Origin of the sequence: Bacillus tequilensis, from assembly GCF_012225885.1 — a bacterium.
In the GTDB taxonomy this organism is placed as follows: domain Bacteria; phylum Bacillota; class Bacilli; order Bacillales; family Bacillaceae; genus Bacillus; species Bacillus tequilensis.
The window spans coordinates 3741167-3756252 of sequence record NZ_CP048852.1; the positions used below are offsets into that span (position 1 = coordinate 3741167).

Sequence of the window (15086 nt, forward strand, 5' to 3'; positions counted from 1 at the left end):
ACTATAAGATCAAAAAAGCCTCAACCCTAGCGGTTGAGGCTTTTGACTGGTTTGACGCCTAAATGATCGATAAACCTCCTGAAAGCCTGTTTGCCTTCAAGTGTCTGCTTAAATACCCCGGCGTGTTCAAGAATGCGCGCGAATACATAGCCAAGCTCTTCCTTTATGACGAGATCTGCGTTCTCTTTTGTTATCGTTCTTTTTTCCATCATCCGAAGAGCCCACTCCTTGTGTTTTGCTGTGAGCGGATTTCGTTCTAAAGCTGTTTTCGGATCAACAGAACATAGCACAGCGGCGGTTTCTTTCATTTCTTCCTGTAAACGCCCCGGCAATATCGCAAGTCCCATGACCTCTATCAGCCCGATATTTTCTTTTTTTATATGGTGGACTTCCTGATGAGGATGAAATATTCCTAATGGATGCTCCTCATCCGTTCGATTGTTTCTCAGCACGATATCGAGTTCATACAAGTTTCCCCTGCGCCGCGCAATGGGAGTGACTGTATTATGAGGCGTATCACCTGTATACGCGGCTATGTCTGCTTTTTTATCAGAATACGTTTGCCACGTGCGGTATATATGATCAGCAGCTTCGGCGACGTCGTCCGGCTTGCATCCTTGGAGCCTGAGCACGGACATCGGCCACTTCACTAAACCCAGCGACACGCCGGGATGATCATTTAATTCGTAAACGTCTTCCGCCTCTGCCCGCGCCATCGGAAAATCGTGCGCCCCGCCTTGAAAATGATCATGGCTTAGGATGCTGCCGCCGACGATCGGCAAATCGGCGTTTGAGCCGATAAAATAATGCGGGTATTGCCCGAGAAATGACAGCAGCCTTTCAAATGTTTTTCTGCTGATCTCCATCGGTTCATGCTCACCCTTTAAGACGATGCAGTGCTCTGGATAATAGACATATGGCGAGAACTGCAGATACCATTCTTCGTCTTTAAGAATGACCGGAATGATTCTGTGATTTTGGCGGGCTGGATGATTCACGCTTCCCTCAAACCCGACATTTTCTTTACACAGCAAACACATTGGGTAATTTGTCTCCGCCTGCTCTTTTGCAGCCGCAATCGCTTTCGGGTCCTTTTCAGGCTTTGATAGATTAATCGTCATTTCCAGCTCGCCATATTCGGTCGGAACCGTCCAATGAACATTTTTGGCGATCCTGTCAGAGCGGATATAATAGACATCCTCTGCATATTGATAGAATTCCTTTGTCGCCTGTTTTGGGCCGTATATTGCTTTTGTCTCTTCAAATTTGCGAATCACCTCAGACGGAGCAGGTACGAAACATCCCATGAGCTTTGCGCTGAGCAGGTCACGGTATGTGTCTGTATCCGCTTCCATTCGGCCGGTTTCCGCAGCCCATTTGTAAATAGGGGCAAGCAAGTCCGGCAGGCTTTGTGCCTGCTTGACGGATGTGCGGGAGACCGGCTCTGGATGTTTGATGTCCAATGCTTCATAAAGACGGTTTCTCGTATATTCCCGATCCCAGATCGAAATCAGCTTTCGTTCCAAGCCATACTCCAGCAGCTGTTCCAGATGTTCAACAATACTCATGTGTTACTCCCCCTTTAGCTCTCTCGCTCCCTCTCCGATATCTGCGGCATAAAAATCCGCTTTGAGCCCTGTCTTTTGTTGATATCTGTCTCCAACCTTTTGGATAAAATCATCAACAAACGCATCTTTTACAATGCTGATCGTGCAGCCTCCGAAGCCCGCTCCGGTCATTCTGGATCCGATCACACCTTCATGGCCCCATGCCGCAAACACAAGCTCATCAAGTTCAGGGCATGTCACTTCATAATCATCCTTCAGTGAAAGGTGGGATTCCTTCATTAACCGCCCGATTTCATCTACATTGTTTTCTTTGAACATGCGGGCCGTTTTGATGGCACGGTGATTTTCGTATACAGCGTGCTTTGCCCTGCGCCTGTTCGTTTCATTTTGGATCAGGCTGGAATGGGCGTCGAAATCAGAGGGCTTGATGTCTCCCAGCGAAACAATATCGAGTGCTTTTTGCAGATCAAGCAATGCATCATGGCATTCTTGGCGTCTCGCATTATAGCTTGAATCAGCCAATGTCCGTTTTTTGTTCGTATTCGCGATAACCAGCGCGAGGCCCGAGACATCGAGTTTGCTATATTCATAATCGAGCGTGTCGCAGTTCAGCAGCATCGCATGATGTTTTTTCCCCATTCCGATTGCGAATTGATCCATAATCCCGCAATTAACGCCGATAAAATCGTTTTCCGCATGCTGTGCCATTTTGACAAGCTCAAGCGCATCCACTTCAGGGTGAAAATAGCTTTGGAGCACAACTCCCATCAGCAGTTCAATAGACGCGGAGGACGAGAGCCCAGCCCCGTTTGGAATATTCCCTGAAAATACAATGTCAAAGCCATGGGGAATTGAGCAGCCCCTTTGCTGAAATTCATAAATGACGCCTTTCGGATAGTTCGCCCAGTCGTCTTCTTTTTGATAACGAATGTCTTCAAGGCTGCATTCCTTGATGCCTTTGTCTTTAAAGTTGTCTGAATACATCCTGACAAGTCCGTCGTTTCTTAATGCAACAGCAGCATATGTACCCATTGTGAGCGCGCACGGAAACACGTGTCCGCCGTTATAGTCTGTATGTTCCCCAATCAGATTCACTCTTCCAGGTGCGAAAAAAAACCGTAATCCCTCTTTTTCTCCGAATACACTTGCAAATATCCCCTTTAGCTCTTCCCGCATGTGCAATCACCTTTCGTGGTTTTTCATTTTTTATTTCCCCTTTTTCTCCAGCGAAAACGATAGATCAATTCTGCTGTCCCCTGTCATGCCCCTTCTTCTTTTGTCTTTTTAAAGACGAGCCATTTGCTTGCAGCATAGTTGACGACAACAATGACCGCGTTGTCGAGTATTTTGGCCAATGTTTCATTTGTATTGAACTGCCCGACAAGAATGATCATCATGCCCAAATCTATGCCGAGAGACAGGACCCGAACGCTGAAAAAAGCAGTGAGCTCTTTCAGCAGGCTCTGCAGGTCATGTGTTTTTTGCTGAAACACATATAATTTATTCGTGATGTAAGCAAACAGCACGGACAAAATCCAAGCCGCGACAGTAGCTGCTTTATAATCCATATTTATGATCTCTACCAATATATAAAAGCTGGCGATGTTCACAATGGTTGTAAACACCCCCATTATGATATACATAATCAGTTCTCTATATTTCACTGATGTTCCTCGCTTTCTGAAAAACTTTTCAAAATTCTTGGCCCCGCGGGCTCTCTTTCTGGAGTAATGAAAACCGAGAGTGCGTCTAAAAAGCTGCGGAATGTGACAGGCTGGCCCAATACATACGATTGTTTGATGATTCCATCAAGCACTGCACATATTATTTTAGCCGTATATTCCGGATCAATACAGGCGTCAATCAGCTTCCTCTCCTTCAGCCACTTAATATATAACGCATTTTCTTCTACCCACAATTCGTACAGCCGGACATAGGTCTTGCATTTCTGCAGGACTTTATACGTCGGCATATTCATGGCAAACGAGGCAATCTCCCATGACGGCTTATTTAAGTAATAGGTATAAAGCAGCTCCGCAGCATGTTTCGCAGCCTCGTCCAATGTCAGCGGTTTCACTGCCATTTGCTCTTTTTGATCAAGATACCCTATGATAATCTTTTTCTTCATCTGGCGTTTTTCGAGAAGAAGATTCAGAAAATCCTCCTTGCTGACAAAATGAACATAAAACGCTCCTTTGCTGTACCCGGCCGCTCTGCTGATATCCTCTACAGAAACCGGATCATACGCTCGGTCAATCAACAAATTCAAGCCAGCATCTATAAAACGTTCAAAGGTTGCTTCTCTTTTCATTTGAAATTTGTTTTTTTTCATATTTTTCTCCAGGCGATATGATTACCCTTATCTTACACTGGATCAATCTTTAGCGGTATTTATTTCTTTGAATGCCTATGCTATTCGGTTTTCTTGAAATTATTTTTAATAGGCTAATGGATTTATTTTCAATTACATACTATCCAGTCAGTATTTAATTGTTTATTATTATAAATAAGATTCATTGGTTATATTAGTCATTTTTTTAGGGAATAGGTAGGTGGTTTTTCCTTCAGTTTGTGAACACCGAGCAACTATGTGTGAAATTTGTTGTACTCGCCTCATCATCGCGACGGCTCGCCTTATTGCCCGCATGTTGCAGGAAACATTTTATACAATTGGAGGTTACTATGAAAACTCATGTTAAAAAAGATTTGGACAAAGATTGGCATATGTTAATACAAGAAGCTAGATCCATTGGGTTAGGCATTCATGATGTGAGGCAGTTTTTAGAATCTGAGACAGCATCGAGAAAGAATAACCACAAAAAAACCGGCCGCCAAGACTAATCCGAGCAGGCGGATCTATTACCTCTGGCTTTTCTATCATCTGATCTGAGTTTTCACCCTATCCTCTTTTCGAAAGCGATTGCAACGCCGAGCTTGAGGACAAACGGTGTGTCAGCTACCATACGACAGACAGCCGGTTATGCGGTCACCTCTTGGCCATGTATTGTCTTAAAGAGGTGATGCGAACATTGATAACCGGGCCAGCTTTACTGAGCATAAGCTGCATTCGGTGAGGTTTGGAAAGCAAAATCGTTTATACGCTGCCGAGCTGGAAAACCTTCGCCTCTCTTTTTTATACTTCTGCGTTCTTATCTCCATGACTTCCTTCTTTTTTCATTCACCAGATGTTCTTCAACGCATAAATCAGACTTTCAGTACATACCTATTGGTGTACCTTTTTGCTTACGTTTAGTGAATAAAAGGAGGAAATCCATGTACAAAGCTGATTACAAACAGATTGCTGCAACTCCGTCGTTTCAAGCTTTTTTAAAACAGAAGCGCGCTTTTATTGTTCCTTCTGCGATTTTCTTTTTTGTCTTTTATTTTTCACTTCCTGTTTTGACATCTTATTTCACCTTTTTGAATAAGCCGGCAATTGGGGCTGTTTCATGGGCTTGGCTGTTTGCGATCGCCCAATTCATGATGACCTGGGTACTGAGTACGGTGTATACCCGAAGGGCGGCTCACTTCGATCAATATGTAAGCGCTTTAAAAGTTGATCTAAAGGGTGAACAGACATGAATATGATGGCTTTTCTATTGTTTTTAGCCATTGTCGGACTGACGCTTATCATCACGTATTTTGCCGCAAAAAAGACAAAAACGACAAGTGAGTTTTATACGGCTGGCGGCGGGCTCACCGGTGTTCAGAATGGACTGGCAATTGCCGGTGACTACATGTCTGCTGCCTCGTTTCTCGGGATTGCCGGAATGATTGCGCTATATGGATTTGATGGATTTTTTTACAGCATCGGTTTTCTGGTGGCTTACCTCGTCGTTTTGTACATCGTAGCGGAACCGCTTCGGAATCTTGGAAAGTATACAATGGCTGACATGATTGCGGCTCGTTTTAAAGAAAAGAAAATCCGCGGTGTCGCTGCTCTCAATACCATAGCCATCTCTACCTTCTATATGATCGCCCAGCTCGTGGGAGCGGGCGCGCTGATCAAACTGCTCCTAGGGCTTGATTATACTGCGGCGGTCCTCATTGTCGGAGTGCTGATGACCATTTATGTCGTATTTGGCGGCATGATCGCGACAAGCTGGGTTCAAATTATAAAAGCCGTTTTGCTGATGGCCGGCACACTCGTGATTTCAATCATCGTGTTTTCGAAATTCGATTTTAATCTCAATACCATGTTTGAGCAAATGAAAACGGCTACTCCGCTTGGCGCTGATTTCTTAAACCCCGGAAATAAATACAAGGTGCCGCTTGAAACCCTGTCATTAAACTTGGCACTCGTACTGGGAACTGCCGGGCTTCCGCATATTTTAATCCGATTTTATACCGTTAAGGATGCCAAGACCGCCCGGACATCTGTTGTGTCAGCCACCTGGATTATCGGTGTGTTTTATATTATGACAGTGTTTCTCGGCTTTGGCGCCGCTTCGTTTGTCGGTTTTGACGCGATTACGGCGGCAGATCAAGCGGGAAATATGGCGGCGCCGCTTTTGGCAAAAGCGCTCGGGGGAGATTTTCTGTTCGCGTTCGTGTCAGCCATCGCCTTTGCAACCATTTTAGCTGTCGTGACAGGATTGGTGCTGTCGGCCGCCTCAGCATTTGCCCATGATATTTACAGCCAGATCATCAGAAAGGGAGAAGCAACTGAAAAAGAACAAATGAAAGCGGCCAGATGGGCTTCTGTCGCCGTGTCAGTGCTCTCAATTCTGCTTGCGATTTTTGCACAGTCCTTAAATGTAGCGTTCCTTGTCGCACTTGCGTTTGCCGTAGCGGCAAGCGCAAACCTCCCGCTGATTGTGTTTACGGTCTTCTGGAAACGGTTCAATGCCTCAGGCGCCTTATGGGGAAGCCTGACAGGACTGATCAGTGCTCTTGTGCTTGTGTCGATGAGCCCTAGTGTGTGGGACCCTTCCGGAGCAGCTATTTTTACAGGAGACCCGCTCATTCCGCTTTCCAATCCGGGCATTATTTCCATCCCGCTCGGCTTCCTCGGCGCGTGGCTCGGGACGATGCTGTCTTCTGAAAAAACAGTTGATGAAGATACGTTTGCGGAAATACAGGTGAAGGCGCATACCGGCATTCATATGGAGCAAGAGTAAAAAAGCTCTCTTTTTTACAGAGAGCTTTTCCTTACTTTTTCTGCTGTTCTTCAGAAATCGCTTTTTCAAATACATCCTTGCCGGCAACACCCGGAATGACAGTGTCACCAATGATAAAGGTTGGAACGGCTGTGATATCAGCCTCCTCATAGGCATGCTTCAAAGCCTGGCGCTGCACGTCCTGATATGTTCTTGATTCCAGCGCAGACTTGAAGGAGGCTCCGTCCAATCCCACTTCCTCGGCAAGCTTCGTCAAGACGTCAATGTTGCCGATATTTTGGCCCTCTTGGAAAAAGGCTTGAAAGACACGTGTGTTGTATTCATGTCCTTTATTGGATTCCCTTGCAAAATGAAAGCCTTCAAACGCCAAATCTGTATATGGATGAGGCGAGACATTTGGAAAATTGATCTCGACCCCTAATTTCTTTGCCATTGGCTCAATAGATGTCTTCCACATGTACTGTTTGGAAGGATCATTGACCGGATCAAGCTGAGGAGATGGGCTTGGGCGCAGTTCAAACGGCATCCATTCGACTTCAACATCCTTTTCTTTTATCGCTTCTTCAAGAGCGGCTTTTCCAATGAAGCAAAATGGGCAGACGTAATCTGAATAAACTTTGATGTGTACTGTCATCGTATTCTCCTTTCGTATAGGTTGATTTTAAAATGTAACAAAAAAAGTTACAACTGTTTTTTTAAAAAGAAGCCGATAAAGGCTTCTTTTATGATTCCAGCAAACGCTGGGCAATATATTCTCCATTTTTGCAGCCGCCCGGGCATGCATATAAAGCAGAACCGATTGTTTGTGTGTATTCATTTAATGCATCCTTTGCTGAAAGAGCCTTCAGCATGGGAATGAACTGATTATCGGGATTTTTTTGAAAGCTGATAAACAGGAGGCCCGCATCCATATAGCCAGTTTTCGGATCAAGTCCATCTGTGTATGAGAAAGCTCTTCGCAAAATTTGTTTTCCCGTAGATTTCGCAACGCTGACGTGTGAATTTGACGGGATTTGATTCAGCTTCACGGGGTCTGTTTCCTTTTTCTGTCCGAAAGGAGCCCCCGAGCTTTTTCTGCGGCCGAAGGTATCCTCTTGATCCTTGAGGGAAGAACGATCCCAAATCTCAAGGAACATTTTGATTTTCCGAAATGCCATATAGGTGCCGCCTGTCATCCAGTCAGGCTCTCCAGACTGAATCCATACGATCGAGTTCATCAAGGTGTCATCCTTCGTGCTCTGGTTGCCCGTTCCATCTTTAAATCCGAAGAGATTGCGCGGCGTTTCACCATTTTTCCCTCCGCTTAAAAAGCCTTTGTTCACAAAGCGAACCTCACAGGTGCCGACTGCCTGATTCAGCAGGTTCCGCAGGGCGTGAAACGCCACTTGTTCCTCGTCTGCGCATACTTGAATGCAGATGTCTCCGCCTCCCTGCTTTTCATCCAGATTGTCATTCGGCATCGCTGGAAGCGCGGCAAGGTGCTTCGGTTTTTTGTTTTTCAGCCCGAAGCGGTCCTTTCCGTCTTTTTCAAAAAAGCCAGCCCCGAATCCGAACGTGACCGTTAAATTTGAAGGGGATAAATCAACGGATTCACCTGTGTCCTGCGGCGGCAGATATTGATTTTTCTGCTCAGCCGACATTTTCTTTCCAGACGTCAGCATCTGTGTCAAACTTGTCCAGTTTCTGAATAATGTAATGATGTCGCTCTTCTCTTTTGCGGTTACATCCAGCGCCGCAAAATAGACATACGTCTGATGGGCAGTGGTGATTCCGGCCTGATGCTTTCCGTAAAACGAAACAACCTGCTCATCCTCTTTTTCATCCTTTTTCGATGACTTAGCAGCGGTCTGAACCAGCGGAGCGAGGCCCCCGAGGCCGCTGGCACCGATCGCAACGGCCGCGCCTGCCATCGCTCCCCATTTTAGGATGTCCCGTCTATGAATTTGTTCTGGCTTTTTTTGTTCATCGCTCATGCTGTTACTAAACTCCTTTTATAGCACATTCGCAATCTTCGACATGGTTTCAGAAAGAGTCGTCAGCTTTGTGCTCAGCTCTCTGATTTGATCTTCACTTAATTTATCATAAGACGTGTAGGACTGATCATTTGTTTTGTATTTTGCCATTAAAACTTCAAATTCACTGAACTCTTTATCCAGTTTTTCCGTCAAGTCAGAGCGATCTTTCACAAGCGCGCTTTTTACTGTTTGATAAACAGCCTCGGAGCCTTCCACATTCGCCATAAGGTCGACTAAATCAATTCGTGAGTAACGCTCTTCTTCCCCCGTGATTTTCGAAATGCCGGCTTCGTTTAGAAGCTCCATCGCGCCTGCTACCATTTGTTCAGGTGTTAATTTCAGTGCTTCAATTGAACCGTCAAGCTCTTTTACATCCTTGAGAAGCTGGTCAGCTGCTGCCTTTTCTCCAGAAATATCTTGATCCTTCCAGATGGCTTTCTCAAGCTTATGGAAACCTGTCCATTTGCCCCCTTCTTCAACATCGTTTTCACGGGCATCAATTTTCGGATCAAGATCTCCGAGGCTTTCAGCGATCGGTTCGATTCGCTCGTAATAAACACGCGCCTTTGCATATAATGTTTTAGATTTTTCGATATCGCCGGACTTCACGGCGTTTGTAAATGTTTCAGTCGCTTTGACAAGCTGATCGCTCTGTTCTTTGACATAGTCTTTATATTCGTCCGCTGCTTTCGCCAGCTGATCACTTGCCTTTTTGCTGCTCTTTTTCGCATCTGTCAGGTCTTCTAAGGACGCTTTCAGTGACTCGGATTCTGTCTTGATTTTGTCGGTATCCGGCTTGTCTTTCTGCGCTTCTGTGTAGATTGGCTGAAGGTGCTTTTCGATTTCGGTATATTCAAACGGATAGTCGCCGCGAATGTCATTTTCAAAGGAAAGCCAGTAGCTGTTTAACTCTTTTCCTTTCTTTTCAATCTCTTTTTGGTCGCCTTTTTCCGCTGAATCATTCAGCTTGGAAATGATGGTTTCCATTTTATCTACGGATGCAGCGATCTCGTTCGTGACCCCGCTTTTTTCAGATGGAGCTTTTTCTTTGGTTGAGGATGTGTCATTGGCTCCGCAGCCCGCGCACAGCGCAAGGATGCATCCGGCTGATACAGCGATTTTTATAACATTCATTTTGTCAGTTCCTTTCCATTTGTAAAATGTTTTGCCGCTTCTGAAACAAGTGCAATCAGTAAAAAAAGTAAAACCAGCATTTGCGGAATTGCGCTGTACACGGAGGGATAAATCCCCAACACCGATACAGACGGCAGCCAGCTTTCTGCTTCAGACGGAAGAATGCCCGCCAGCTGCAGGCTGTGAACGCCTGTTCCGAGAAATTTCACGCACATATACAGGACGACTGCCATGGACAGCAGGAAAAACGGCTTCAATGGGATACGCATGCCGAGCTTAATCATCAGAACACCGACGATGACGAGAACGATAAGCCCCGCGGCAGTTCCGCCGATCAGCTCAGTGAGCGGAAGCTTTCCGACAAGCCCGATGAAAAAGATGACCGTTTCCAGTCCTTCTCTTACAACGGCCAGAAATGCAATGAGGGCAAAGGAAAGCAGGCTTCGTTTTTTCAGAACTTGTGACTGCTGGATATTGATTTTTTCTCTCCATTTATCCATTGAGGCGTTTCTGTGCAGCCAAACTCCGACATATAGCAGCATGACAGCTGACAGTACGCCGGTGATTCCGCCGAGCAAGAAATTGTTTTCTCCGAATACGCTGGAGGAAAACAGAAGCGTGACACCGATGCCGGCAGCCAGGGAAACTGCCATGCCGGCGGACGCCCCGCCCCAGATCCATGCCGAGGAACGAGTGACACGGGCTTTTTTTGTCATGGTTAAAAGCGCCCCGATGACAAGAAGGGCCTCCATCCCTTCCCGAATCGGGATCAGCGCCGCATCCCACCAGCTGTAGCTGCTTGAGGCGATCGGCTCAAGCAATTGAATCATTTCATCTATTTGCTTCGATACCTTTTCGGGATGGCTGCCGATCTCAGCCTTCATCAGCGCCAGATGTTCCTCTGACGTCGTATAGGCTTCTTTCGATTGAGAAACGACGTCTCCCTCAACAGCGAGCCAGGATGTAATTAAATTGTCGATTGCGGATGACGCTTCATTCAGCTGTGTTTTTTCTATTAACTGTTTTGTGTCTTTCAAGCTTTGTATATAGGCTGTTAAGGACGCCCTTGATTGACCCGAGGAGGTCTTTTTGAGCACGACAGCCTGCTGATAGGCTTCTAAATGAGAAGACAGTTCTTCAAGCTGTGTTTTCAGCTTAGCCGCGTCTTGATTGAGAAAAGAAAGAGAAATCATCGCGATATTCGAGTTCATTTTGCTGTAAGAAGAAAGATTTTCCTTCTTAATAGAAGGTGCTTCTTTTTTCCACTTTGCTTTGAAGGTTTCAAACGTTTGTTGTGCCGAGTCCATATCTCCATCTTTTACGGATTTGATCATTTGCTTGTTTAATTGAACCAGCGCATCGACCGGATCGTCTTCCGCATGCGCCGCAGAACCGAAAACCATCAACAAGGTGAATAAAATAAGTGCCAGCCCCCGAGTCATCATGTTCCTCCTCTAACTGAAAATGATTATCATTATATATCATAATCATAGCCAGTTCCTGTTCTTTGTCAATTAAAATTTGAAAATTAAAAACCTTGATGCCACAGCAAAAAGGCCGCCCTTTACAGGACAGCCTTTTGAAAGAAGAGGAACGTTTATCCTCCTGTTTTATACGTTTGAATCTCTTGATAAAATTTGCGTGCGGCAGCCTCTGGGTTCTCCGATTGACTGATCGCGCTAATCATGCTGACACCATCGGCCCCCGCTTGGATAACAGGTGCGGCATTTTTGATTGTGATGCCGCCGATGCCGACAATCGGAATGCTGATGCCTTGGCGGCGGACCGCTTCGATGAGAGATACACCCTGTACGGCTCTCGTATCCTTTTTCGTTTCTGTCGGATAGATTGGCCCGAGCCCGACATAATCGGCGCCATCTTCTTCGGCTTGCTTCACTTCAGACATTGTATGGGCGGAAACACCAAGAATCATATCGCCTATGGCGTCTCTCACCTCTTTTGCATTTGCATCTTCCTGTCCGATGTGAATACCGTCAGCCTTTAGTTTCAAAGCCAGCTCTACGTCATCATTGACAATAAAAGGAACATCGGCTTCACGACAGGCTTCCTGCACGTTTTTAGCGAATTCAACCCGCGCTTCTCCAGTGAGCGCATCCCTGCCTTTTTCACGAAATTGGTACAGAGTGGCACCGCCTTTTAACGCTTTTTGTACCACAGTGACAGGGTCGGCTTTCGTATTGTTCGACCCCATAATGAAGTAAACAGATAATAACTCTTTCATCATTTCCCGAGAAATACGTGTCATGATACAGCCACCCTTTCTATTGTCGCCAGTTCTTGTACATCTTGTTCAGTAACAGATGAAAGCTTGTTCAGCAATTCAATCTGAAAGCTTCCCGGACCTTTATCAGCAGTCTGCCGGGCGGCAAGCTGAGCTGCAACCCCATACGAAGAAATAGCGGCGATAGCAGCAAACAATGGATTTTCTTCCACAACGCTAAACGCACCGACAACAGACGTCAGCAGGCATCCGGCGCCTGTCACTTTCGTCAGGAGCTTGTGGCCGTTATGGACGGTATATACGTTCGACGTGCCGGCTATGACATCGACTTCGCCAGTGATCGCAATGACCGTGTTGAGCTTTTGCGCCGCCTGCTGGGCCAGCCGGATGATGTCGCCTCCGCCTTCTCCCGCATCAACACCTTTAATCAGCCAATCTGTCACGCCAACAGTATGGGCAATTTCCGCCGCGTTTCCTCTGATCGCAGAGAGGCGCACCTCACGAATGATGTGACGCGCCGATTCCGTGCGGAACGGTGTTGCTCCGGCGCCGACAGGATCAAGAATGACGGGGACGCCATGTTCATTGGCTGATTTTCCCGCGATGATCATCGCTTCGACTGATTCCTTGCTCAGCGTTCCGATATTTAAAACGAGCGCACCCGCGATCTTTGCCATGTCTGCGACTTCCTCTTTCGCGTACGCCATAACGGGTGATGCGCCGAGGGCGAGCAGGCCGTTTGCTGTAAAATTCGTTACGACATTGTTGGTTATGCTGTGCACCAGAGGGCTATGCCGGCGGACAGCTGTAAGGCATTGTGCTGCTGATTGTGCATCCATGTTCGCATCATCCTTTTTTACTATCTTTTTTCGGGTCCCATAAATACGATTTCGTATGTTCGAGCCAAGCTCTGGCCGCAAAGGGCAAGTAGCGGTCTTTTCTCCAAATAATGGCGAGGTGCCAAGGGATGACCGGATCGACAAGTGGAATGACTTTCACTTTTTCCGGGTCAAGTCCGCGGCATATCCGTTCCGGCAAAAGCCCGATTCCAAGGTTGGCCGACACCATCTCACTGATAAAATCCCATTGGGAGGTTTCGTAAATGATATGAGGCCGGAATCCAGCCTTGATACATTCCGTCATAATTCGATTGTGCAGGACAAAATCCTCCCTGAAGAAAATAAAAGGCTCATCCTTCAACTCAAGCAGCCTGCACTCTTTTTCGTCTGCCAGCCGGTGGGAAGGGTGAACGACAAGCATCAGGGTTTCTTTTACAATTGTAAAAGAATGAAACATATCTTCATTTGCGGGAAGAACGACAACACCGATATCAAGAGAGCCGTCCCCGACACCTTCTTGGACTTTTATAGAACCGTCTTCGACAAGCTGAAAGGTGATATTCGGATAATTTTCACGGAAATTTCCGAGCACTCGCGGGAAAAATCCCGATCCAATCATCGGAGGCAGTCCGATCCGCACGTGCCCTTTCTTGACCTCCATAATATCATTTAATTCTGACGTCAGGTTTTGAAATGATTTAATAATTTCCTGCGCCTGCACATACATGCTCTGGCCGGCGTCAGTCAATTCCACCCGCCTGCCGTTTCGGTAAAACAGTTCGATGCCGAGCTCCTCTTCTAAGTTCTTGATCATTTTTGATATCGTCGGCTGAGAAACATAAAGGGATTGGGAAGCCTTCGTAAAGCTTTTTAATCGGGCGACTTCCAGAAAATATGTTAAATGGCGGATATCCATGTGCTTCACCCTTTCTATAGACAAAAGGAATACTTATTATTCTTTATATATATTTTACCTATAGCGTTAGCTTATGTACAATATGAATATAAGGGAGGCATCAATATGAAAAAACTGTTGCTAACCGTTATTCAAATCGCTCTGTTATTTATATTTGCTCGGCTGATTAATTGGGTGACAGCCCTTCTTCATATAAATATTCCCGGCAGTATAATTGGGATTGTGATTCTTTTCACATTATTACACTTTAAGATTATCAAGCTTGAATGGATAGAGCTTGGCGCGGCGTGGCTTCTCGGGGAGCTGCTTTTATTTTTTATCCCGTCTGCCGTCGGAGTGATTGAATACGGAGACATTATGTCGAAATTCGGTGTCAGCATTCTGCTTGTTGTCATCATCAGCACGTTTGTCGTGATGGTGTCTACAGGAACGCTTACACAAATCATTGCAAAAAGAAAGGAGAAAAAGCATACGTGTTCATCGGAATTGTAAGTTTATTTTTAACGGTTTTGGTGTATTTAGGAGCAAAAAAGGTATATCAACGCTTTCCGCGTGTTTATACGTCGCCGTTATTGGTGACGCCTGCTGTGTTAGTCGGTCTGCTGCTGCTGGTGAATGTACCGTACGAGTCCTATAATCTCGGCGGCGGATTTCTGACCGATATGCTTCAGCCGGCCACCGTGGCATTCGCGATCCCGCTATATAAATATTTCCCTGTTTTAAAGAAATACGCAGTGGAAATTATTTTGAACGTGGCCGTCGGTTCGTGCATCGCGATTATTTCAACCGCTCTTATTGCGAAATGGCTTCACCTCGGCACAGGCTTAATTGACAGCCTCGTCCCCAGATCAGTGACAACGCCGATCGCCATGAACGTATCTGAAATGATCGGGGGCATGCCTGCCGTCACTGCCGTGTTTGTGATTTTAACCGCGTTGCTCGGCACAGTGATCGGCCCGATGGTCATCCGATACTTCCGCATCGATAACGAAATCGCGCGGGGCGTGCTGCTTGGCACAAGCGCACACGGAGCCGGGACGTCTAAAGCATTTGAGCTCAGCTCTGTGTCCGGCACGATTTCCAGTGTGTCGATGATCTTAGCTGCGATCATGACGCTTTGCGCGGCGCCGTTTTTACTTTCATTTATGTAAAAAACTGTCCTCTCGAGGGCAGTTTTTTTATGTGGTCCTCCTTATTGAAAAGCTGGAGAATTCCAATATAATGTATTTGTGGATACCAAAGGAGGCACCCC

At 46.1% G+C, this 15086-nt stretch carries 16 protein-coding genes; 5 read left to right on the forward strand and 11 right to left on the reverse strand.

Annotated elements, in window-relative coordinates; genetic code table 11:
• Positions 1 to 26 precede the first annotated feature (26 nt).
• The 4 genes from galT to G4P54_RS19715 form a co-directional block, all read right to left on the reverse strand.
• Positions 27 to 1568 carry a UDP-glucose--hexose-1-phosphate uridylyltransferase gene (gene galT / locus G4P54_RS19700; protein ID WP_167873607.1) on the reverse strand — a complete coding sequence of 514 codons (1542 nt, stop codon included), beginning with the start codon at positions 1566 to 1568 and terminating at the stop codon, positions 27 to 29.
• 3 nt (positions 1569 to 1571) lie between these two features.
• Complete coding sequence (locus tag G4P54_RS19705; RefSeq protein WP_167873608.1) at positions 1572 to 2744, reverse strand: galactokinase; 1173 nt, start codon at positions 2742 to 2744, stop codon at positions 1572 to 1574.
• Positions 2745 to 2827: 83 nt separating this feature from the next.
• Positions 2828 to 3211: a GtrA family protein gene (locus tag G4P54_RS19710; RefSeq protein WP_024713148.1), complete on the reverse strand. Its 384-nt coding sequence runs from the start codon at positions 3209 to 3211 to the stop codon at positions 2828 to 2830.
• 17 nt (positions 3212 to 3228) lie between these two features.
• Positions 3229 to 3900: a TetR/AcrR family transcriptional regulator gene (locus tag G4P54_RS19715; protein WP_167873609.1), complete on the reverse strand. Its 672-nt coding sequence runs from the start codon at positions 3898 to 3900 to the stop codon at positions 3229 to 3231.
• Positions 3901 to 4250: 350 nt separating this feature from the next.
• Between G4P54_RS19715 and slrA the strand changes: the two genes are divergently transcribed.
• From slrA to G4P54_RS19730, 3 genes are all read left to right on the forward strand, one after another.
• A complete protein-coding gene (gene slrA / locus G4P54_RS19720) occupies positions 4251 to 4409 on the forward strand; it encodes a transcriptional regulator SlrA (RefSeq protein WP_024713150.1) in 159 nt (52 codons plus the stop codon).
• A 432-nt stretch (positions 4410 to 4841) separates the two neighbouring features.
• A complete protein-coding gene (locus G4P54_RS19725) occupies positions 4842 to 5150 on the forward strand; it encodes a DUF485 domain-containing protein (protein ID WP_167873610.1) in 309 nt (102 codons plus the stop codon).
• Positions 5147 to 6688, forward strand: coding sequence for a solute symporter family protein (locus G4P54_RS19730; protein WP_167873611.1), 1542 nt, complete (start codon positions 5147 to 5149; stop codon positions 6686 to 6688). Before G4P54_RS19725 ends, G4P54_RS19730 begins: the two co-directional genes overlap by 4 nt.
• Before the next feature lie 31 nt (positions 6689 to 6719).
• Here the strand turns inward: G4P54_RS19730 and G4P54_RS19735 are convergent, their stop codons facing one another.
• The 7 genes from G4P54_RS19735 to cidR form a co-directional block, all read right to left on the reverse strand.
• Positions 6720 to 7322: a DsbA family oxidoreductase gene (locus G4P54_RS19735; RefSeq protein WP_167873612.1), complete on the reverse strand. Its 603-nt coding sequence runs from the start codon at positions 7320 to 7322 to the stop codon at positions 6720 to 6722.
• Between the two features lie 88 nt (positions 7323 to 7410).
• The gene (gene efeB, locus G4P54_RS19740) at positions 7411 to 8661 is read right to left on the reverse strand and encodes an iron uptake transporter deferrochelatase/peroxidase subunit (protein ID WP_167873613.1); all 1251 of its coding nucleotides are present in this window, start codon (positions 8659 to 8661) and stop codon (positions 7411 to 7413) included.
• An 18-nt stretch (positions 8662 to 8679) separates the two neighbouring features.
• A complete protein-coding gene (gene efeO, locus G4P54_RS19745) occupies positions 8680 to 9837 on the reverse strand; it encodes an iron uptake system protein EfeO (RefSeq protein WP_167873614.1) in 1158 nt (385 codons plus the stop codon).
• A complete protein-coding gene (gene efeU, locus G4P54_RS19750; protein ID WP_167873926.1) occupies positions 9834 to 11279 on the reverse strand; it encodes a ferrous ion permease EfeU in 1446 nt (481 codons plus the stop codon). The genes efeO and efeU overlap by 4 nt, the downstream gene beginning before the upstream one ends.
• Before the next feature lie 155 nt (positions 11280 to 11434).
• Positions 11435 to 12103 carry a thiamine phosphate synthase gene (thiE, locus tag G4P54_RS19755; protein WP_167873615.1) on the reverse strand — a complete coding sequence of 223 codons (669 nt, stop codon included), beginning with the start codon at positions 12101 to 12103 and terminating at the stop codon, positions 11435 to 11437.
• A complete protein-coding gene (thiM, locus tag G4P54_RS19760; RefSeq protein WP_167873616.1) occupies positions 12100 to 12918 on the reverse strand; it encodes a hydroxyethylthiazole kinase in 819 nt (272 codons plus the stop codon). The genes thiE and thiM overlap by 4 nt, the downstream gene beginning before the upstream one ends.
• Positions 12919 to 12925: 7 nt before the next feature.
• Positions 12926 to 13834, reverse strand: coding sequence for a cidABC operon transcriptional activator CidR (cidR, locus tag G4P54_RS19765; RefSeq protein WP_024713159.1), 909 nt, complete (start codon positions 13832 to 13834; stop codon positions 12926 to 12928).
• A gap of 105 nt (positions 13835 to 13939) precedes the next feature.
• Here cidR and G4P54_RS19770 point away from each other — a divergent pair, with 105 nt between their 5' ends.
• The gene (locus G4P54_RS19770) at positions 13940 to 14326 is read left to right on the forward strand and encodes a CidA/LrgA family holin-like protein (RefSeq protein ID WP_003222205.1); all 387 of its coding nucleotides are present in this window, start codon (positions 13940 to 13942) and stop codon (positions 14324 to 14326) included.
• Positions 14308 to 14985, forward strand: a complete 678-nt coding sequence (locus G4P54_RS19775; RefSeq protein ID WP_024713160.1) for a CidB/LrgB family autolysis modulator — start codon at positions 14308 to 14310, stop codon at positions 14983 to 14985. Before G4P54_RS19770 ends, G4P54_RS19775 begins: the two co-directional genes overlap by 19 nt.
• Positions 14986 to 15086 lie beyond the last annotated feature (101 nt).